The sequence below is a fragment of the Microbacterium sp. MYb64 genome (genome assembly GCF_002979495.1).
GTDB lineage: Bacteria > Actinomycetota > Actinomycetes > Actinomycetales > Microbacteriaceae > Microbacterium > Microbacterium azadirachtae_A.
Map to the genome: position 1 here is coordinate 189,632 of NZ_PCOW01000004.1, position 20,078 is coordinate 209,709.

Annotated in this window: 18 protein-coding genes and 1 riboswitch; of the genes, 7 read left to right on the plus strand and 11 right to left on the minus strand. The window is 71.5% G+C overall.

What is annotated here, in order from left to right; all coding sequences use genetic code 11:
• Positions 1-12: 12 nt before the first annotated feature.
• Positions 13-1,491 (minus strand): L,D-transpeptidase family protein, encoded by a 1,479-nt coding sequence (locus CQ044_RS06030; protein ID WP_181158194.1) that lies wholly within the window; start codon positions 1,489-1,491, stop codon positions 13-15.
• A 283-nt stretch (positions 1,492-1,774) separates the two neighbouring features.
• On the opposite strand from CQ044_RS06030, the gene CQ044_RS06035 reads away from it, so the two are divergent.
• The 3 genes from CQ044_RS06035 to nagB all read left to right on the plus strand — a co-directional run bounded on the left by CQ044_RS06035 (position 1,775) and on the right by nagB (position 4,693).
• A complete protein-coding gene (locus tag CQ044_RS06035) occupies positions 1,775-2,926 on the plus strand; it encodes an ROK family transcriptional regulator (protein WP_105687630.1) in 1,152 nt (383 codons plus the stop codon).
• 5 nt (positions 2,927-2,931) lie between these two features.
• Positions 2,932-3,849, plus strand: coding sequence for an ROK family protein (locus tag CQ044_RS06040; protein WP_105687696.1), 918 nt, complete (start codon positions 2,932-2,934; stop codon positions 3,847-3,849).
• 64 nt (positions 3,850-3,913) lie between these two features.
• Positions 3,914-4,693 carry a glucosamine-6-phosphate deaminase gene (nagB, locus tag CQ044_RS06045; protein WP_105687631.1) on the plus strand — a complete coding sequence of 260 codons (780 nt, stop codon included), beginning with the start codon at positions 3,914-3,916 and terminating at the stop codon, positions 4,691-4,693.
• A gap of 164 nt (positions 4,694-4,857) precedes the next feature.
• Here nagB and CQ044_RS06050 read toward each other — a convergent pair whose 3' ends face one another.
• From CQ044_RS06050 to CQ044_RS06075, 6 genes are all read right to left on the minus strand, one after another.
• A complete protein-coding gene (locus CQ044_RS06050) occupies positions 4,858-5,271 on the minus strand; it encodes an NUDIX domain-containing protein (RefSeq protein WP_105687632.1) in 414 nt (137 codons plus the stop codon).
• Positions 5,264-6,682: an FAD-binding oxidoreductase gene (locus tag CQ044_RS06055; protein ID WP_105687633.1), complete on the minus strand. Its 1,419-nt coding sequence runs from the start codon at positions 6,680-6,682 to the stop codon at positions 5,264-5,266. The genes CQ044_RS06050 and CQ044_RS06055 overlap by 8 nt, the downstream gene beginning before the upstream one ends.
• 7 nt (positions 6,683-6,689) lie before the next feature.
• Entirely contained in the window at positions 6,690-7,091 is a 402-nt protein-coding gene (locus CQ044_RS06060) for a YrdB family protein (protein WP_105687634.1), read from the minus strand.
• A 10-nt stretch (positions 7,092-7,101) separates the two neighbouring features.
• Positions 7,102-9,204 carry a sigma-70 family RNA polymerase sigma factor gene (locus CQ044_RS06065; protein ID WP_105687635.1) on the minus strand — a complete coding sequence of 701 codons (2,103 nt, stop codon included), beginning with the start codon at positions 9,202-9,204 and terminating at the stop codon, positions 7,102-7,104.
• Between the two features lie 465 nt (positions 9,205-9,669).
• Positions 9,670-10,845: an N-acetylglucosamine-6-phosphate deacetylase gene (nagA, locus tag CQ044_RS06070; RefSeq protein ID WP_105687636.1), complete on the minus strand. Its 1,176-nt coding sequence runs from the start codon at positions 10,843-10,845 to the stop codon at positions 9,670-9,672.
• A complete protein-coding gene (locus tag CQ044_RS06075; protein ID WP_105687637.1) occupies positions 10,842-12,440 on the minus strand; it encodes a beta-N-acetylhexosaminidase in 1,599 nt (532 codons plus the stop codon). The genes nagA and CQ044_RS06075 overlap by 4 nt, the downstream gene beginning before the upstream one ends.
• 84 nt (positions 12,441-12,524) lie before the next feature.
• A riboswitch (ZMP/ZTP riboswitch) is annotated at positions 12,525-12,607 on the plus strand.
• Positions 12,608-12,642: 35 nt separating this feature from the next.
• Between CQ044_RS06075 and glyA the strand changes: the two genes are divergently transcribed.
• Positions 12,643-13,932 carry a serine hydroxymethyltransferase gene (gene glyA, locus CQ044_RS06080; RefSeq protein ID WP_105687638.1) on the plus strand — a complete coding sequence of 430 codons (1,290 nt, stop codon included), beginning with the start codon at positions 12,643-12,645 and terminating at the stop codon, positions 13,930-13,932.
• A gap of 129 nt (positions 13,933-14,061) precedes the next feature.
• Entirely contained in the window at positions 14,062-14,943 is an 882-nt protein-coding gene (locus tag CQ044_RS06085; protein WP_105687639.1) for a bifunctional methylenetetrahydrofolate dehydrogenase/methenyltetrahydrofolate cyclohydrolase, read from the plus strand.
• Between the two features lie 72 nt (positions 14,944-15,015).
• Here the strand turns inward: CQ044_RS06085 and CQ044_RS06090 are convergent, their stop codons facing one another.
• Entirely contained in the window at positions 15,016-15,582 is a 567-nt protein-coding gene (locus CQ044_RS06090; RefSeq protein ID WP_105687640.1) for a hypothetical protein, read from the minus strand.
• A gap of 82 nt (positions 15,583-15,664) precedes the next feature.
• Here CQ044_RS06090 and CQ044_RS06095 point away from each other — a divergent pair, with 82 nt between their 5' ends.
• Complete coding sequence (locus CQ044_RS06095; RefSeq protein WP_258133172.1) at positions 15,665-17,044, plus strand: anaerobic C4-dicarboxylate transporter family protein; 1,380 nt, start codon at positions 15,665-15,667, stop codon at positions 17,042-17,044.
• Between the two features lie 34 nt (positions 17,045-17,078).
• Here CQ044_RS06095 and CQ044_RS06100 read toward each other — a convergent pair whose 3' ends face one another.
• Positions 17,079-18,167 carry an N-formylglutamate amidohydrolase gene (locus CQ044_RS06100; protein WP_105687641.1) on the minus strand — a complete coding sequence of 363 codons (1,089 nt, stop codon included), beginning with the start codon at positions 18,165-18,167 and terminating at the stop codon, positions 17,079-17,081.
• Between the two features lie 36 nt (positions 18,168-18,203).
• The gene (locus CQ044_RS06105; protein WP_105687642.1) at positions 18,204-18,788 is read right to left on the minus strand and encodes a TetR/AcrR family transcriptional regulator; all 585 of its coding nucleotides are present in this window, start codon (positions 18,786-18,788) and stop codon (positions 18,204-18,206) included.
• Positions 18,789-18,855: 67 nt separating this feature from the next.
• Here CQ044_RS06105 and CQ044_RS06110 point away from each other — a divergent pair, with 67 nt between their 5' ends.
• Positions 18,856-19,332, plus strand: coding sequence for a DUF4188 domain-containing protein (locus CQ044_RS06110; protein ID WP_105687643.1), 477 nt, complete (start codon positions 18,856-18,858; stop codon positions 19,330-19,332).
• Positions 19,333-19,344: 12 nt separating this feature from the next.
• On the opposite strand, the gene CQ044_RS06115 is transcribed toward CQ044_RS06110, so the two are convergent.
• Positions 19,345-20,076, minus strand: a complete 732-nt coding sequence (locus CQ044_RS06115; RefSeq protein ID WP_105687644.1) for a DUF6882 domain-containing protein — start codon at positions 20,074-20,076, stop codon at positions 19,345-19,347.
• Between the last annotated feature and the right edge of the window lie 2 nt (positions 20,077-20,078).

A 20,078-nucleotide genomic window follows, 5' to 3' on the forward strand; every position in this document is an offset into this window, starting at 1 on the left:
TCGGGATCCGGATCAGTAGTGGACGTTGACCTCGGTGCCCTGCGGGCTCCAGTCGAACAGCCACTCGGCGCGCCACTCCGGCATTCCGACGCAGCCGTGGCTCATCGGGGTGCCCCAGTTGTCGTGCCAGTACACGCCGTGCAGGGCCTCGTCGCCGTTGAAGTACATGACCCACTTCACGTCGGGCTGGTAGTAGAACGGCGCCTGGGTGAGGTCGGTCCTGCCCATGTTCTGGCTCTCGAGCTTCCAGTTCACGGCATAGGACCCGGTGTGGGTCGCGAAGTCGCCGCGGCCCGAGGAGATCAGCCAGGAGTCGACCACGTTGCCGTTCTCGGTGACGGTCAGCGTCTCGGTGCTGAGGTTCACGTCGATCTTGCGCAGCAGCGAGGTCGAGGCGAACGGGGTGTCTTTGACCGGCAGGGCGAAGCTGCCGTTGCCCTTGGAGATCTGCGAGGCGAACGCGGCCGCGGTGCCCGACACATCGCCGAGCTGCCGGCCCGTGACGCCCGGCGTGATGTCGTCGAGCGTCTCGCCCGCCGAGTTCACGATGGTCGTGGCGTTGACCGGTGCGCGGTCGACTTTCGGCGCGAGCGTGTCGACGGTCTTCTGGATGGCCGCCTGATCGGCGGTGATCGTGAGCTTGCCGTTGTCCGGCGTGAGGGTGATCCAGCCGGCGGCGGTCGCCGCATCGACGGGGACCGTGCGCTCGGTGCCGACGTAGAAGCCGATCGCGGAGAGCATGGTGTTGAGCTGAGCGACCGTGGCGGCAGCGGTCTTGTCGCTGATGGCCGGCGCGACCGGTGCGGCCTTCGCCTCGAAGGCGAGGGAGCTCTGCCCCTTCTCGGCCGCCGCGGTGATCGCCGCGGTGAGGGCCTTGAGGTCGATGCCGGATCCGTCCTTCGCGGGTGTCGCCGCGTAGCCGGTGCCGTGGAACGCGACCGTGGCGTCGGTGGCGTCCTGGTAGACCGTGGGGACCTGCGCGCGCAGCGCGTGCTCGGCGGCGCGGTCGTCGAGGGTGATGGTGCCGGCGATGGGCGCCGACATCCAGCTGGTGATGTTCCACATCGGATGGTCGGCGAAGGCCTTGTCGGCGAGCTTCGTCGCGTCGATGTGCACGCCCAGGTCGGATCCGGTGACGTGCTTGCCGCCACCGTCGCCGGTCAGCGTGACCTGCATGGCGCCGAGGTGGTTGCTGACGGCCTCCGCAGCGGCGCCGGGGGTCATGCCGCCGACCTGCACACCCGCGATCGCGGTGCCGGGGGCGATGAGGATCGTCGACGCGGCGCCGAGGCCCAGCGCGAGCACGCCGAGGCCGATGCCGACCCATCGTCCGATGTGGCGCTTCTTGCGCGGAGCGTCCTCGGAGGGCGCCCACTCCGCGTGGCGGTCACCGGCGCCGTCTCCGGTCGCGGCCTCCGTGGTCGCGTCCGTGCCGTCGACGATCGAGTTCTCCTCTGTCGGAGCCCCCGCCGCTGTTACCAGATCCGTCACGTGCACACCCCCCTTGCCCTTGAGCGTTGTCAGTCTTTCAAGGATACGGGATGCCATATCACAAAACGGCAACGGAAGCACATGGACGGGCGGGTGCGGCCCGGATCGGTGGTCGGGGGAGTCTGCTGTCCGGCGCCGCGCGCGGGAAACATGCGGAGCGTCGGCCCGGATCCGGTAACGTTCGGATAACCCCGCATCGCGCCGCGCGTGACCGGGCTTGATTTTCACTCCGTTCGTAAGGTGTACTAACAAACATGGTCCCACGGATGAGCAGCGTCAGCCGATGAACGCGGAGAGCGGCGACTCCAGCCCGCACCGCTTCGGGTCGGCGCGCAAGCTGCGCACGAGCACCAAGGTGCTTCCGGAGCATGCGCGCGGGCACAACCGCGCGCTGGTGCTGCAGACGCTGTACCACTCGGGTGCGATGAGCCGCGCCGACCTCTCCCGGGAGACCGGTCTCACCCGTGTGACGATCTCGGACCTCGTCGGCGAGTTCATCCATGACGGCATCGTCGTGGAGAAGGGCATCCGCGAGACGACCGGTCCGGGCAAGCCGCCCATCCTCATCGACATCGATCGCGACGGACATCGCATCGTGGGCCTCGACCTGTCCGGCCCCGGCGTGTTCGAGGGCGCGCTCATCAGCCTGGACGGCGTGGTGCTCGAGCGGCGCGAGGTGCCGCGTCCGAACGGCGGCACGGCCGCCTATGAGGCGGTGCGCTCTCTCGCGGAGGAGCTCGTCGGGCTGTCCACCGCGCCGGTGCTCGGCATCGGCGTCGGTGCCCCCGGCATCGTCCGCCCCGATGGGATGGTGCTGAACTCGCCCAACCTGGACTGGGTCGACTTCCCCTTGGAGCGCCTGCTCAGCGCGGCCCTCGACCTCCCCGTGCTGGTGCGCAACGACGCGAACGCCGCGGTGCTCGCGGAGTACACGTTCGGCCAGGCGCGCCCCGACATGCTGCTGATCAAGATCGGCCGCGGCGTGGGCGCGGGGCTCATCTCGGACAGCCAGCCGCTCGTGGGCAGCCGCTTCGCGGCCGGCGAGATCGGCCATGTCGTCGTCGGCACCGACGGCGGGCCGCGCTGTGCATGCGGCAAGGACGGGTGCCTCGAGGCGTGGCTGAGTGCATCCCGGCTGCGCGCGCGCATCGCCGAGGATCCGACGTCCGAGGAGCAGGTCCTGCGCGAGGCCGGAACGCGGCTCGGCGTCGCGATCGCACCGATCGTCGCCGCGCTCGACCTCTCCGAGATCGTATTGTCCGGTCCCGCCGACCTGCTCGCAGGAACGCTCATCGACGCGGCGACCCGCACGCTCACCGAGCGCACCCTGGAGGGCGTGTTCGACGACGTCGCCATCCGGCTGACCGCCCAGGACGACATCGTGCTGCGCGGGGCCGCTGTCATGGTCCTGTCCGGCCAGCTGGGCGTTTCGTGAGCCGGATCCGCGTCGGCCTGGATGTCGGCGGCACCAAGATCGACGCGCTCGCCCTCGCGGCGGACGGGGCGATCCTCGCCCGCACCCGCATCCCCACGGGCTGGGGCGATCACGCGGTCGTGTCCGCCGTGCACGACGCGATCGAGGCGCTGGCCGGCGAAGGCGGGTTCCCGGTCGCGGACGTGGCGTCCGTCGGCATCGGGATCCCGGGCCTGATCGACGCCGACGCCGGGCGCGTGCTGCACGCCGTGAACCTCGGAGTGACCCAGCTCGACCTCGCCGACGCCGTGCGCGTCCGGCTGCCCGTGCCCGTCTCCGTCGAGAACGACGTGAAGGCCGCGGCCCTCGGCGCCGGATCCCTGCGCGGGGATGCGCATTCGATGGCCTACCTGAACCTGGGCACAGGGGTCGCGGCGGGGATCGTGATCGACGGCGCGCTGTGGCGCGGTGCCCACGGCACGGCCGGCGAGGTCGGACATCTCTCGGTCGACCCGCGCGGACGGGTGTGCGGCTGCGGTCAGCGCGGCTGCATCGAGACCTTCTGCGGGGGAGGCGCCGTCAGCAAGGCCTGGGGGCGCGGCGGCGAACTGCCGCTCCGCGACGTCTTCGATCTCGCGGAGCGCGGCGACGCGTTCGCCCTCGAGCTGCGCGAGGGCGTGGCCTTCGGGGCGGCGTCCGCCGTGCGCAGCCTGGTGCTGAGCGCCGACGTCGAGACGGTCGTGATCGGCGGCGGAGTCACGGCCCTCGGCGACCGCCTGCTCGACGACATCGTGCGCCGACTGCGCCAGGAGGGCGCGGAGTCGCCGTTCATCGGCTCGTTGCATCTGGATGAGAGGATCGAACTGCTGCCGGCAGGATCCCCGGCGGCAGCGCTCGGCGCCGCCCTGGTGGGAGCCGCGCGGCTGCCCGCCGAGCTCGTCTGATCGCCGCGCCGCGTCGAACCCGCATCTTCGAATCCACGTCACCGACACACACGAGGGAACATCCATGGCCGAAGTCGTCATCGTCGAGAACTCCATCGCCGCCGGCGAACTGGTCGCCGCAGAGATCGCCCGGCTCATCGGCCGACGCTCCGACGCGGTGCTCGGGCTCGCGACCGGATCCACTCCGCTGCCGGTCTACTCCGCCCTGCGCCCCCGGCTCGACGGCGTCGACGTCTCGCACGTGCGCGGTTTCGCCCTGGACGAGTACGTCGGCATCGATCCCTCCCACCCGGAGAGCTACCGCTCCGTGATCACCCGTGAGGTCGTCGAGCCCCTGGGGCTCACGCCGGCTCTCGTGCACGTTCCGGACGGATCCGAGGACGGCATCGAGCACGCGGGTGCGGAGTACGACGCGAAGATCCGTGCGGCGGGCGGGGTGGACGTGCAGCTGCTCGGCATCGGCACCGACGGCCACATCGGCTTCAACGAGCCGGGGAGCTCGTTCGCATCGCGCACCAGGGTGAAGACGCTCACGGAGCAGACGCGCAAGGACAACGCGCGCTTCTTCGACGCGCTCGACCAGGTGCCGCGGCACTGCATCACCCAGGGCCTCGGCACGATCCTGGAGGCCCGCCACCTCGTCCTGCTCGCCTATGGCGAGGGCAAGGCGCAGGCCATCGCGGACGCCGTCGAGGGCCCGCTCTCGGCCATCATGCCGGCCTCGGCGATCCAGCTGCACCCGCACGCCACGGTGGTCGTCGACGAGGCGGCCGCGTCCAAGCTCAGGCTCGCGGACTACTACCGCTACACCTTCGCCAACAAGCCGGCCTGGCAGGGGATCTGACCGCCCTTCGTCTCGCCTTCGGCTCGCTCAGGGACCGCATCATGGATCGGTCCCTGAGCGAGCGCAGCGAGACGAAGGGCGCTCAACGACCGCATCATGGGTCGGTCCCTGAGCGAGCGCATCATGGATCGGTCCCTGAGCGAGCGCAGCGAGACGAAGGGCGCTCAGCGACCGGAGAGGAGCCCAGGCCACGCGATCGGGAGCAGGTGCTCCTCGCTGAGCGGGGCGAGAGGCAGCGACTCCGCATCGGCGGGGGTGATCCAGCGCAGTTCGGCCAGCTCGGCCTGCACCTGCACGTCCTCGGGTTCGGCGGTCGTGGCGAACGCGGTCGCGACGACGCGGTGACCCGGCTCGTTCGCCGCCGCGGAGACGAAGACGCCGAGCGGACGCAGGGCGTCCTCGTCGATCCGCAGGCCGAGCTCCTCGTGCAGCTCGCGCGTGAGGGTCTGTGCGGCCGTCTCGCCCGCTTCGGGCTTGCCGCCGGGCTGCATGAACCGCTCCGTGCCCTGTTTGCGCACCACCAGCACGCGTCCTGCGGCGTCGGTGATGATGGCGGCGGAGACGTGGATGTCAGGCATGGGGTTCCTCTGTGTTGTTCGGCGCTGCGGTGTCGGGCTCTGCGGTGCGGGGTGCGAAGACCCTTCCCGGGGCGAGGACTCCGGCCGGATCGAACGCCCGGACGATGTCGCGCTGCAGCTGCCACTGGTCCTCGCCGAGCTCCTCGGCGAGCCAGCGGCTCTTCAGCGTCCCGATGCCGTGCTCGCCCGTGAGCGTGCCGCCCAGCCGCATCGCGGCGCGGAACAGATCGTCGGCCGCCTGCCAGATGCGCGCGGGGATCTCGGGGGTCTGCACGATGAAGTTCGGGTGCAGGTTGCCGTCGCCGGCGTGCGCGACCGTGGGGATCTCGATCCCGTACTCCCGCTCGATGCGCGCGATCTCGTCGAACATCTCCGGCAGCGCGCTGCGCGGCACCGAGACGTCCTCGATGAGAGTAGTGCCCAGCGCGGCCATGGCGGCGTGCATCGACCGGCGGATCCGCAGGAGCTCTTCGCCGCGGCCGGGGTCGTCGGTCACGGTCACGGTGCCGCCCGCCGCGCGCAGCACGGCCGCGATCTGTTCGGCCTCGACTGCGGCCGAGCGGCCGTCGGTCTGGATCGTCAGCTGGGCCACGCCGTCGGCCGGCGGGTCCAGCTCGAGCAGCGCGTGCACGGCGGTGAGGCAGCGCGCGTCCATGAGCTCCATGATCGCGGGCTCCGCTCCCGAGGCGGTGACGGCTGCGGATCCGCGCGCCGCATCGCGCACGCCGGGGAAGGTCGCGACGATCGTGCACGGCGCACCCTGCACGACCCGGCGCAGCTTCAGCGTGGCGCCGACGATCACGCCGAGCCGGCCCTCGGATCCGATCACGAGCGACGTGAGATCGAGGCCGGTCACGCCCTTCACGCTGCGGTGCCCCAGGTGCAGCAGGCGGCCGTCGGCGAGCACGAGATCGACCGCCAGCACGGCATCGCGGACGACGCCGTACTTCGCGCAGAGGAGCCCGCCCGCGCCCGTGGCGACGTTGCCGCCGATCGTCGAGATGTCGCGACTGGCGGGATCCGGCGGCCACCAGAGTCCGTGTTCGGCGAGGACCGCATCGAGCTCGGCGTTCAGGATCCCGGGTTCCACGACGGCGAGGAGGTCGTCGGGGCGGATCTCGAGCACCCGCCGCATCCGCAGAGTGGACAGCACGATCTCGCCGGCGCCCGCGATCGCGGCACCGGCGAGTCCGGTGCCTGCGCCGCGTACGACGACGGGCGTGCCGGTCTCCTGTGCGATGCGCAGGGTCGCCTGCACGTCGGAGGTCGACTCCGCGTGCACGACGGCGAGGGGCGCGGTCGGGGACGCGTGACCCGACCGGTCGGCGCGCGCGGCCTCGAGCGCGGCGTCCGTGGTGTCGACGCGGTCGCCCAGCGCGGTGCGGAGCCGATCCAGCACGGCGGCGGTCATCGCGGCCTCAGGACAGGGAGCGGCGGCCGGCCATGAGTCCGGTCGCGATCGCCACGACGGCGAACCCGAGTCCGATCCAGGCCTGGCCCATGGTCCACCAGGCGACCGTCACGGCCGCGTAGAGGAGCAGTTCGACCGCGGCGCGCACGAACGGGTGCACGACCAGCACGGGCCGCGGCGAGAGGAACAGGGCCCACAGCAGCAGCGTGACCACCGGCGCGCCGATCGCGGCGACGAGGTTCCACGGAAGCGTCCACGCGGCGAGGCCCCACAGCACGAGCGAGGCGAGCGCGGCAACCAGGACGATCACGCGGACGATGTCGAGCGCGGTGGCGCGGGGGAGCACACCCTGTTGCAGGGGGAGCGACGCGGGCGCTCCGGGATTCTGGGCGGGGGTGTCGGCGGACATGCCGACAATTCTACGCGCCAGGAGCGGGGGCGACGGCGGAGTCCGCCGGGGCAGCGGGGGCGTCCGTGGCCGCGGTCGTCGGTGTGCTCGCCGGACCAGCGGTCTCGGGGGCGGTGGCGGCGGGCTCGGTCTGCGCCGGAGCCGGGTCGGTGGGCGCCGGGGCGACGGACTCGGCCGGTGCCGGGGCAGGCTCCGTCGGAGCAGGCGCGGCCGGCGCAGCCGCCGGCTCAGAGGCGGGGACGCCGGTCCCGGGCGTCTCGGCCGGGGGCGTCGCGGGCGGAGGGGGCGTCGCGGGCGTGGTCGGCGGCGGTGTCGGCGTCTGGTCTGAGGTCGAACCCGTCACTGCCAGTTCCGCCAGGGAGGTCGTCCGCCAGGCACCCGGTGTGCCGGCGACGACGGTGCGCAGCTTCACGGCGGCGTTGGAGAGGATCTCGGCGACGTTCGGACGGATGTCCGCCGTGCCGGCGCCCTCGATGTCCAGCACGATCTCGTCGCCTCGCGCCTTCCGACCGTTGATCCAGACCTGGATGGTCGTGCCGGGAGTGCCCGTGAGCGGGATCAGGACGTGCGTGCGGAGATTGTCGTCGACCACGATGGTCGCCTTGCCCCATGCGAACGAGGGCCCGGTGCCGGGGTCCGTGCCGGGGTCGGTCCCCGGGTCGGTGCCAGGGTCGGTCCCGGGGTCGGTGCCGGGGTCCGTTCCAGGGTCGGTCCCCGGGTCCGTCCCGGGATCTGTTCCAGGGTCGGTGCCGGGGTCCGTACCCGGTTTGCCCGGCTCCACGGGAGTGGTCGGCTCGACGGGGACGACGGGAGTGGGATCGCTCGCCGGCACGTTCTTCGGGACCTCGACCGGGACGCTCACGATCGGCTTCGGCTTCTCCGGCAGCGGAGCGGGCTCGGGGGCCGGGGCGGGCACGGGCGGCAAGACGGGAAGATTGACCGGCGGAGACATCTGCGCGACGATGCCGGACTCGCCCTGATCCGAGGCGGAGGGGGCCGAAGTGGACGCGGGGTTCGCCGTGAACCCCGGCACCACGGCCGCTGCGACGATCGCGCCCGCGATCACGAGCGCCGCCGAGCCTGCGCCGACCAGAGCGCCGAAGCCGGCGACGACTCCTCCTGTGGAGCCTCCGGAACCGGCGGAGCCCGCCGCGCCTGCGGTGCCGTGCGCCGCTGCTCCGGCCGCGCTCGCCGCACCGTGACCGGCGACCCCGGCCGCGCCGACGCCGGCGGAACCGGCCACGACGGCGCCCTGGACGACGCTCGAGGGCATCGCGGCGAGGGCGACGATCGGGGCGGACCCGCTCTGCAGCATCGCGAGGTAGGCGCCGGACCCGCCGATGCCGAGCACCAGGGGCAGCAGCACGAAGGCGAGGCGGTGCGAGACCTCCTTGGCCTCGGCCGCGACGATCAGGCAGCGCGCGCACTCGCCGAGGTGGTTCTCGAGCTTGGCGCGGTCGCGCACTCCGAGGTTGCCGCGCGAGTACGCGCCGAGGCGCTCGATGGTCCACTCGCAGACGGATCCCGCCTCGGCGGTGCTCAGGTGCGCCTGGATCCAGGCCTCGCGCAGGCCCTCGCGCGCGCGGAAGGCGAGCTGAGCCGTGGCGCCGGCGCTCATACCCAGCAGCGGCGCGATCTCGGCCGGCTTCATCTGCTCGATCTCGGAGTACCAGAGCACCTCCTGCCAGCGCGAGGGGAGGCTGCGGAAGGCCTGGGCGGAGAGGCTGCGGTCGAGCGCGTCGTTCGCCGCCTGGTCGGTCGAGGCGGGGTCGGCGACGGTATCGAGCTCGTCGATCGGGGCCTCGCGGCGTGCGCGACCCCAGCCGGCCGCGGTGTTGCGGATGCTGGTGAAGAGGTAGGCGCGGAAGGAACCGGTCGGGCCTCCGCCCTTCTGGATGGCCTGATAGATCTTGGCGAACGACTCCTGGACGAGATCGTCCGCGTCGAACGTGCTCGTCATCGACCGCGCCACCGTGATTCCCGATGCATAGTGCCGTCGCCACAGCTCGGCGTAGGCGCCTGCGTCTCCCGACCGGGTGCGCAGCACGAGGTCGGAGTCGCTCCGCGCCGATTCGGGCGCGGCATCGCTCGGTGAAATGGTGTGGTCGGTCATCTCTCGGTTCTCAGGTCGGAAGCGTGCTCATCAGAAGAGACGCAAACCCCTGGTTCTCATCACGCGGGAATCTCCATTCTTCACCCTCGAGGGGGGAATGCGCCAGGGCGCGAACGAAATCACCGGTCGTCGGCAGGGGCCGCGCGCGTCAGACTCGGTTCCGAGGCGCGTGAGACAGCGTCTCAAAACTTTTCTGAAGAATTCTTGCGAACTCGCGTAATGGATCCTGAACGCCGCCATCTCTCCTGTCAGAGACAGTCTGCGTAGGCCACCGGGGGGCGGCGAGCACAGGCTCCGGCGGATGGGGATCCGCCGGCGGGGTCGGCCCGGCACCTCGGGGGAGGAGTTCCGGGCCGACCCGCTCTGACATGGGGAATCCTCTGATCGGGTACCGGAGGGTTGGGGAGACTGCGGGAGGGGACCGCCGCTGGGGAGCGGCGGCCCCGCCCGAGTCGAGGACGCGGGTCAGTGCCGCAGCGGCGCACCCGTCCACACGGCCGCGACATCGAGGTCCGAGGTCAGCAGCACCGCATCGGCGAGGCGACCCGGTTCGAGCTCGCCCAGCTCGTCGGCCACGCCGATCGCCCGCGCAGGGGTGCGCGTCAGGGCGAGCACCGCGTCGGCCAGCGGGACGCCGGCCTCGATCGCGCGGCGCAGCGCCACGTCCTGCGTGAGCGTGGATCCGGCGATCGATCCGCTGTCCACCCTGGCCACGCCGTCGAGGACGGTGACGTGCAGGGATCCCAGCATGTAGTCGCCGTCCGCGGATCCTGCCGCCGCCATCGCATCGGTGACCAGCGCGACCCGTCCCGGCGCCTCGTCGAACACGAGCTTGATGACCTGCGGGTGCAGGTGGATGTTGTCGGCGATGGCCTCGAGGGTCACCCGTTCGTCGTGCGCGGCGGTGAGCACGGGCCCGGGGTTGCGGTGGTGCACCGGGCGCATCGCGTTGAACGCGTGGGTGAGGATCGTCGCACCCGCATCGAACGCGGCTCGCATCGTGTCGTCATCCGCGTCGGTGTGTCCGACCGCGGCCGCGGCGCCCGCGGCGACGATGAGGCGGATCGCCTCCAGCCCTCCGTCGAGCTCGGGGGCGACGGTGACCTGGCGCACGGTGCCGCGGCCCGCGTCGAGAAGTCGCTGCACATCGGCGGCGGCCGGTGCGCGCAGCAGCTCCGGATCGTGCGCGCCCATGTGCCCCGGGTCGAGGAACGGCCCCTCCAGGTGCGAGCCGAGCAGGTCCTGATCCGTCTGCATGAGGTCGGCGATCATGCCGACGCGTTCGGCGAGTTCGTCGAGGGTCGCGGTGATCAGCGAGACGACCGCGCGGGTCGTGCCGTGTGCGCGGTGCATCGCGCGGGCCGTACGGATCGCCTCGACGCCGTCGTCGAAGGCCGCGCCGGCACCGCCGTGACCGTGGATGTCGACGAAGCCCGGGGTCAGGATCGCTCCTGCGCCCGCCGCCTCGCGCGCATCCACGACCGCGTCCGCGGGAGCCCAGCCGGAACCGGTGCCGCGCTCCGCGACGACCCCGTCCTCGATCCGGACCCAGCCGTCGTCGACCACAGAGCCCCCGGAGACGATGCGGGCGGAATGGATGACGAGCGACCCCTGCGCGGAGCTCTCGGTGCGGACGGTCATGCGGTCTCCTCGGTGCTCGGGGCGGATGCGGGGTTGGTGTGGGCCTGCGGGACGCCTTCGTCGTGCTCCGGGTCGTCGTCCAGCGCGGCGCGGTCGACGGCGATGCCGGAGGCCTCCCAGGTGGGGACCAGCTGCGCGACCCTGGCGCGGAACGAGCGCCAGGAGCGCTCTGCTCCATTCTGCTCCGACCAGCCGATCTCCGCCTGTGCGGCGATGCGCGGGAACGCGAGTCCATCGGCCTCGGCGAGCGTGGTGACGGACTCGGTCCACAGCGGCGCCTCGACGCCGAGGATCGACGTGGCGGGAACGCCGTCGAGCACCATCGCGGGATCCCAGTCGTACGAGGTGCGCAGCGCAACGATGCCGGCCCAGGCCAGCCCGCGCGGGTGGTCGGCGCGGGGCTTCATGTCGAGGTAGGCGCGATCGGACGGCGACAGGATGAGCGCGCCGCCGCGCTCCGCGAAGCGACGGGCGTGCGCCGCGTGGTCGCCCTGCGGCACGGCGGATCCCCAGTACTGCCCGATCATGCCCGTGACGAGGCCGTCGACGGCGCCCGCCTCGTGCCAGGCAACGGGGGTCTTCCCGGTCGCCGCGGCCAGGCGTCCCGCCCGCTCGAAGAAGAGCGCGAAGTCGGCGGCGGACGTGCCGAGGCACTCGTCGCCCCCGATGTGCAGGTACGGGCCGGGCATCAGTTCGGCGACCTCGGTGAGAACGTCGCGGATGAGGTCGTAGGTGCGCTCCTCGTGGATCTTCACCGAGGAATGCCCCACGCCCCAGGCCGCGTAGTGCACGCCGTGCACCGGCAGCGGCTGGTTCAGCGCGGCCGCCTCCGTGACGTTCGCCTCGGTGATCGCCGGGAGCTCGACGAGGTCGGGATACCCGAGCCCGATCGCGTGGGTGTGGCCCGGCAGGTCGATCTCGGGGACGACCGTCATGTGCCGGGCGGCGGCATAGGCGACGATCTCGCGGATGTCGTCCTTCGTGTAGAAGCCCCCTGGTCCGCCGGTCGCGTCGCCGCCGGACCCGGCGGCGGTGAGCCGCGGCCACGCGTCGATCTGGATGCGCCAGCCCTGGTCGTCCGTGAGGTGCAGGTGCAGGTGGTTGTACTTGAGCGAGACGGCGCGGTCGATCCAGCGTTCGACGTCGGCGACGCCGAAGAAGTGGCGGGCGACATCGAGCATGACACCGCGGTAGCGGAACCGCGGTGCGTCCTCGATGCGGACTCCGGGGACGGACCAGTCGGACTCGTCGTCCGCGTTTCCGGGGCGCTCGCCGCGGCGCAGCAGCTGCAGCAGGGTGCGGGTGCCGTAGAAGAGGCCGGCGGCATCGTGCCCGGTGATGCGGATCCGCTCGGCGCCGGCGTCGAGCGTGTAGCCCTCGGCGGATCCTCGCGTCGCGTCGAGCCCGAGGGCGATCTCGGTGGTCCCTGTATCGCTCAGCGCATCGCGGCCGAGCAGCGCTTGCAGGTCCGCGCGCAGCAGCGCGACCGCGCCGTGGTCGCCCGTGAGGCGCACGGACCGGAGCGGGACGGACTCTTCGCCCAGTCGGACGGAGGAGGGGAACGGGATGAGCGACGGTGCATCATGCAGGACCATGAACAAAACGTACCGTGCCCGGGCCGGGGGGCGGAGACGCCCTGGCGTCATCGCCCTCCGGATCCCCATCACGATCCGCTAGGCTCGGAATGTCGCGACTGGCGTCTGGGTGGGTCACCACCGGGGAGCGACCGTCATGGATTCGACCGCGCGCCTGGGCCGATGAGCACCCTTCTCTTCGTAACCGTCAAAGGAGCATGCCATGACCGACCGTTTCTTCAACGCGCCCCTCTCCGAGGTGGATCCCGAGATCGCCCAGGTCCTCGACCGTGAGCTGAAGCGTCAGCAGACGTTCCTCGAGATGATCGCCTCGGAGAACTTCGTCCCCGTCTCGGTCCTGCAGTCGCAGGGATCCGTGCTGACCAACAAGTACGCCGAAGGCTACCCCGGCCGCCGCTACTACGGGGGCTGCGAGGAGGTCGACGTCGCAGAGGAGCTCGCGATCGCCCGCGCCAAGGAGCTGTTCGGCGCCGAGTTCGCGAACGTCCAGCCGCACTCCGGCGCGACCGCGAACGCCGCGGTGCTGCACGCGATCGCCCGCCCCGGCGACACCCTGCTCGGCCTGTCCCTCGACCAGGGCGGTCACCTCACGCACGGCATGAAGATCAACTTCTCCGGCCGGCTCTACGACATCGTCGCCTACGGCGTGAACCCGGAGACCTCGACCATCGACATGGACGAGGTGCGCCGCCTCGCCATCGAGCACAAGCCGAAGGTCATCATCGCCGGATGGTCCGCCTACCCGCGCACCCTCGACTTCGCCGCGTTCCGCGAGATCGCCGACGAGGTCGGCGCGCTGCTCTGGGTCGACATGGCCCACTTCGCCGGTCTCGTCGCCGCGGGCCTGCACCCGAACCCGGTGCCGCACGCGCACGTCGTCTCCTCGACCGTGCACAAGACCATCGGCGGCCCCCGCTCGGGCTTCATCCTCACGAACGACCCCGAGATCGCGAAGAAGATCAACTCCGCCGTCTTCCCCGGCCAGCAGGGCGGTCCGCTCATGCACGTGATCGCCGCCAAGGCGACCGCGTTCAAGATCGCCGGCACCCCGGAGTTCAAGGAGCGCCAGGAGCGCGTGCTGCGCGGCGCCGCCCTCATCGCCGACCGCCTCTCGCAGCAGGACGTGAAGGACGCGGGCATCGCGGTCCGCTCCGGCGGCACCGATGTGCACCTCGTGCTCGTCGACCTGCGCGACGCCGAGATCGACGGCAAGCAGGCCGAGGATCTGCTGCACGACATCCACATCACGGTCAACCGCAACGCCGTCCCGAACGACCCGCGTCCGCCGATGGTCACCTCGGGTCTGCGGATCGGCACCCCGGCGCTCGCGACCCGCGGATTCGGCGACGCCGAGTTCACCGAGGTCGCCGACGTCATCGCCCTCGCTCTGCAGCTCGGTGTGGATGCGGATCCCGCCGAGGTCGAGGCGCTGCGCGCCCGCGTCGACGCGCTCGCGGCCGCCTTCCCGCTCTACCCGGACCTGCAGCAGTAAGCGCACGGCCCGTTTCCTGACCGCGAGACTCCATCTCCGCGACGAGAGTGCGCACGAGAGGCGCTGTCTCGTCGCCGAGTTGCAGTCTCGCGGTCATAAGAACCGCGGAGGGTATCAAGGAGTGTTGACATGACCGCGAAGATTCTGGATGGCAAGGCCGCTGCGGCGGAGATCAAGGCAGAGCTCGCAGAGCGGGTCGCCGCGCTGCGGGAGAAGGGCATCGTCCCGGGCATCGCCACGGTGCTGGTCGGGGCGGACCCCGCCTCGCAGCTGTACGTGGGGATGAAGCACCGGCAGTCCGAGGCGATCGGGATGAACTCGATCCAGCGCGAACTGCCCGCCGACGCCACGCAGGCCGAGGTCGAGGCCGTCATCGACGAGCTCAACGCGGATCCGGCGTGCCACGGCTACATCGTGCAGCTGCCGCTGCCGAAGCACCTGGACACCGACGCGATCCTCGAGCGGATCGACCCCGCGAAGGATGCCGACGGCCTGCACCCGACCAATCTCGGCCGGCTCGTGCTGAACGTGAACGCGCCGATCCGCACGCCGCTGCCCTGCACGCCCCGCGGCGTGATCGAGCTGCTGCTGCGCAACGACTACGACCTCAAGGGCAAGCACGTCGTGGTCGTCGGCCGGGGCGTCACGATCGGACGCCCGATGGGGCTGCTGCTCACGCGCCGCGACATCAACGCCACCGTCACCCAGGTGCACACGGGAACGCCCGACATGTCGCCGTACCTGCGCGAGGCCGACGTCATCGTCGCCGGTGCCGGCGTCAAGCACCTCATCACCGCCGCCGACGTCAAGCCCGGCGCCGCGGTGCTCGACGTGGGCGTGACGCGCGAGACGGATCCGGAGACCGGCAAGAGCAAGGTCCACGGAGACGTGGATCCGGCGGTCGCAGAGGTCGCCGGCTGGATCTCGCCGAACCCGGGCGGCGTGGGCCCGATGACGGTCGCGCTGCTCATGACGAACGTGGTCGAGGCCGCGGAGCGCACCGCGGCCTGAGCCCGCACGAACGAAACGGGCGGATCCGACGACAGGTCGGATCCGCCCGTTCTGCGTACGGAGAGCCGAAGGTCAGCCGAGCTCGTCGAGCATCCGGCGCTGCTCGGGAGTGAGGCCGTCCTTGAGCTCCTCACGCCCTGCGGCGGCCGCCGGCGAGGAAGCGGTGGACGAAGCGGCCGCGGTGGACGAAGCGGCCGCGGTGGACGAAGCAGGGGAGGCGGATCCGCGGCGGGACCCGGAGATCTTCGCCCCGGCGGCGTCGTACAGCTCGCCGGCCTTGCGGGACAGCGCGTCGTCGATCTGGTCGTAGACGACCCAGCCGATCAGCAGGATCACCGGCGGGATGATCCAGCCCCAGAGGTTCCCGGCGCGCACGCCGCTCAGCCAGACCGTGAGCAGCCAGATCAGGAACTCGACCACGAACACGGCGAGGTACTGCACGACCTTGGTGCCGCCGGCCGACAGGGAGGTGGCGGCCTTGTTCAGCATCGGCTTGAGGAGGAGCGTCGCCAGAGTCAGGATCACGGACGCCCACAGCGCGTGCAGGCCCACCCTCGCGGGCGTGAGCCAGCCGATCACGAGCAGCACGACGACGTTGAAGACGTAGAGCGACGCGAACCGCACGATCAGATTCTTCATGCGTCCAGACTGTCATGCGACCGAGCGGGCGGGTAGGGGCGCCGCGCCGGACAGGGGGTGCGCGGCCGGCCGGAGGACCAATATGCTGGCCGCGTCCGCGACCCTCGAGGAGACGCACATGCAGATCGCCCTGTTCATCGCAGAACTGCTCGTGGTGCTCGGCTGCATCGTGATGGGCACGCGCTCGAGCGGCGTGGGCCTGGGCCTCTGGGGAGGGACGGGCGTCGCGATCCTGGTCTTCGTGTTCCGGGTCCCGCCGGGGTCGCCGCCCGTGGACGCGCTCCTCATCGTGCTGTCCGTCGTGCTCGCCTCCTCGATGATGCAGTCCGCCGGGGGGATCGACTGGATGGTGTCGGTCGCGGCGAAGCTCATCGCGCGCAGTCCGAAGCAGATCACGCTGGTCGCACCGCTGATCTCGTTCCTGTTCTCGGTCGGGGCGGGGACGTCGAACATCCTCTATCCGCTGCTGCCCGTGATCCAGGATCTGTCGTACCGCAACGGCATCAGGCCGTCGCGCCCCCTCTCGCTGTCGGTGGTCGCGACCGGCGTCGCGCTCGCCTGCAGCCCGGTCTCGGCGGCGATGGCGGCGATGGTGACGCTCACCGATGTCGCGCCATGGAACTTCGAGCTCGTGGACATCCTCAAGGTGACGATCCCGGCCGCCGTCGTCGGCATCGTGGTGTCGAGCTTCGTCGTGAACCGCCTCGGCAGGGAGCTCGCCGAGGATCCGGAGGTGCAGGCGAAGATCGCCCGCGGCGAGCTCGCGCCGCCGCGCACGGGTGCCGCCGAGGTCAAGGCGGACGTGACCGTGACCACCGCCGGCCGCAACGCGGCGATCATCTTCCTGCTCGGCGTCGCCGTGATCGTGCTGTTCGGCCTGTTCAAGGCGCTCCGCCCGCTCGACGCCTCGGGCGACCCCGTGAGCATGACGCCGATCATCGAGATCGTGATGTTCGTCGCCGGAACCGTGATCCTCCTCGTCTCCCGTCCCAAGGTCGGCGAGATCCCCACGATGACGGTGTTCAAGGCCGGTATGGTCTCGGCGATCGCGCTGTTCGGCCTGGCGTGGCTCACCGACACCTTCCTCGGCGCGCACGCGAAGCTCATCTCGGAGGGCGTCGGCGGCCTCGTCACCGCGGCGCCGTGGATCTTCGCGCTCGGCGTCTTCCTGGTCTGCGTCCTCACCACGAGCCAGTCCACGGCCACCCGCACGATCGTGCCGATCGGCCTGGCGGCGGGGATCCCGCTCGGGCTGCTCTCCGGTATGTGGGCAGGGGCGTTCGCCGGCATCTACCTGCTGCCGACCAACGGATCGCAGATCGCCGCGGCGAACTTCGACACCTCGGGCACCACGAAGCTCGGCACCAAGCTCGTGGACCACTCGTTCTTCGCGCCCACGCTGATCCTGGCGGTGACGACCATCGGGTTCGGCGCCCTGTTCGGCGTGCTCTGGGGCGGGTGATCCGCGCCCGTCCGACGACGGGCCCCGCTACGGATCAGCCTGCGCGGTACAGGTCCCAGGAGCGACGGCAGGCCGCGGCGAGCCGGTCGACGTGGGCGGGGTCCTCGGTGATCCAGTCGGTGCCTGGCCGGTGCAGTTGTGCGGTCGCCTCGTCGCCGAGCAGGAACTCGCGGAGGAACTCCGCCTGCACGGCATCGAACTCCGCGCCGGCCGCGGCCGCCCGGTCCGTGAGCGCGCGGAACCGGGCACCGGCGGCGAGGATCTCCTGGCTGCCGAGGTAGGGACGGTTCAGGGCGACGTCGCCGGTGTCGGCGGCTTCGAAGCCGACGCGGTGCGCCTCGGCCAGAGCGCGCAGACGCGCGGGAGCCATGGTCGGCGGATCGGCGGGATCGCGCTCCTCGCCGCGGGCGTCGCCGCGGTTGGAGAGCGCGACGATGCGGGGCAGCCGGTCCTTCTCGGCGCGGGGGACGTCGACGGCGCCGTCCTTCGTGGTCGTGGTGTTCATGGTGTCGTGGAACGACAGCCGCGTGAGGCGGCCCCCGGTGCGCAGGCGTTCCGCGACCATCCGCTCGGTCAGGTCGTCGCGGGTGCGCTCGTACACCCCGAGACCGCGCTCCGCGACCTCGACGAACGCGTCGACGAGACGGTGCAGCCCCGCCTCGGTGCCGGGCACCTCGATGATCGGGAAGAACGAGAACGTGACGGGGCGGATCGCATCCACTCCGGAGAGGTCCACCTTCTGCCAGGGGCCGGCCGCGCGCACGCGCTCGATCGCGGCGGTCAGATCGGCGGCGATGTCCGCGGGCCTCGCGCGGTTGGGATCGCGCACGAGTCGCGGATGCGGGTTGATCACAGCGACCACCCGCGGATCCTGCGACGCCCAGCGCCGTACGATCGCGGCCGTCGCGACGTCCGTGAAGTCGTACTGCAGACGTCGCGTGAGCGCGGGGGAGAGGAACTCGGCGAGCTCCTCGGGGATCTCCGCCCCGGCGTGCGGACAGCTGACGAGCAGGTCGGCGTCGCGGAGCGCCTCGTCGAGCGAGCGGCGCTGCGGATCCGCGTAGACGACGATGTCGTCGGGGGTGAACGTGCGGCCGGCGGGGATGAGGTCGAGGGCGCTCATGCGGCTCATGCTACCCAGCCGCCTGCCGGGTGAGCGTCAGCGGCCGGGGTGCACCGCGGCGATCGCGTCGAGCACCGTGGCGTACACCGCGTCGGTGTCGATCCAGGGCGGGGCGACGCCCGCGAGCTCGAGGCTGACCGCGCCGTGCACCTGCGCCCAGACGGCCAGCGTACTGCGCAGGTCGACATCCTCGTCGACCCGGTCCGCGCCGGTGAGGGTGCGGGCGAGGGGCAGGAGCGCGTCCAGCTCCGGATCGGGCTCCGGATCGCCGCCTCCGGTGATGCCGTGGGGCGCGCCGGCGATCGCGCCGCTGAACATGAGCCGGTAGCGGTCGGGATGCTCCAGCGCCCACGCGCGATACGCCTCGCCGAGGGCGCGCAGGCCCCGGGGCTCCGCCTCGCGCTGCGCCAGGGCGAACGAGGCGAACGAGTCCGCGACCACGGCGGTGATCAGATCCGCCTTGCTGCCGAACAGCGAGTAGACGGCCGACGTCGAGGTCTCGGCGCCCCCGGCCACCTCGCGCACGGAGAAGCGCTCAGGACCGTCCCGGTCGATCATCGCCGAAGCGACCTCGATCAGTCGGGAGCGCAGGTTCGCGTCGTGTGTGATGGGTCTTGCCATGGCAGCGATCCTATCGTAACGTCGTTCTGTAACAACGTTCTATAACAACGTTCGAGAGGAAACGGCGATGAGCGAGAAGGTCTTCCCCGGTCGGTACACGGCGGCCGTGGACCGCAGCGACATCACGGTGTTCGTCATCGGGATGCGGGCGAACAAGTGGTGGCAGCTGGGTCGCGTGCAGCGCGTGGCGCGGCAGATGCCGAAGATGCTGCGGCATCTCGCCGAGCATCCCGAGGCGGGCATGCTCGGTTGCGAGAGCTGGCTCGGACGTACGACGATCCTGCTCTCGTACTGGGAGAGCCCGGAGCACCTGCAGCGTTTCGCGGCGGACCGGGACGCCCCGCATCTGCAGCCGTGGCGCGACTTCATGCGCACGCTGCTCGGATCCGGCAGCGTCGGGGTCTGGCACGAGACGTACCAGGTGCCGGCGGGGGAGATGGAGGCGGTCTACGCCGACATGCCCCTGTTCGGACTCGCCGCCGCCACGGCTCACGAACCCATCGGCGCGGGCAGGAACACGGCACGCCAGCGGCTCGGTCGCTGAGAAGCCCGCTGTTCAGGCCTGCGGGACCTGCCCGAGCTGCGACTCGACGCCGGCGATGCGGGCGTACTCGTCGAAGCGGAACGTGGCGCTGCCGCTCGCGTCGCTGACGACCGCTGCCGAGTAGGCCTCGTCGGCCCACTGCATGTTCCAGCCTGCGAGCCTCGCCAGATCCCACACCGAGGAGCGGGCGTCGGACAGCGTCAGCTCGGACAGGATCCGCGGCAGCGCGACGACGGCGTCGGAGACCGTGAGCGGAGGAAGGGGAGCGTCGAGCAGGAACACGGCCCGCGTGCCGCTGCCGACCGGTGCGGAGTAGTACGGCGAGCGTCCGGTGATCTCCTCGGCGATCGCGCCGATCTGGTGCGCGGCGCCCGCGATCCAGCCGTCCAGGTCCGCGTCGGCCTCGGCCGGGAAGGGCAGCTCCGCGTTCGAGAGCTCCTCGATCGAGTACGTCGTGCCGTAGTCTCGCAGGCTCGCGACCGACGCGTCGGATCCGCCCTGGGGGTGCGCCCAGGCCCACATCAGCGAGCGGGGTCCCGGGGCGATCGTGGCGACGAGCGATGCACGCGCGACGAGTCGGCGGTTCGGATCCGTCTCGGACGTGAAGGTGAGGGTGCCCGCCGCGAGATCGGCGTCCCAGCGGTGCTCGCCCAGAGCGGCGGTCGCCGCGACCAGCTGGTCCTGACGGAGGGCGGCGAACAGCGCGGCGCGGTCGGCGAGGGGCGCGAGGGCGGGGAAGGTCATGC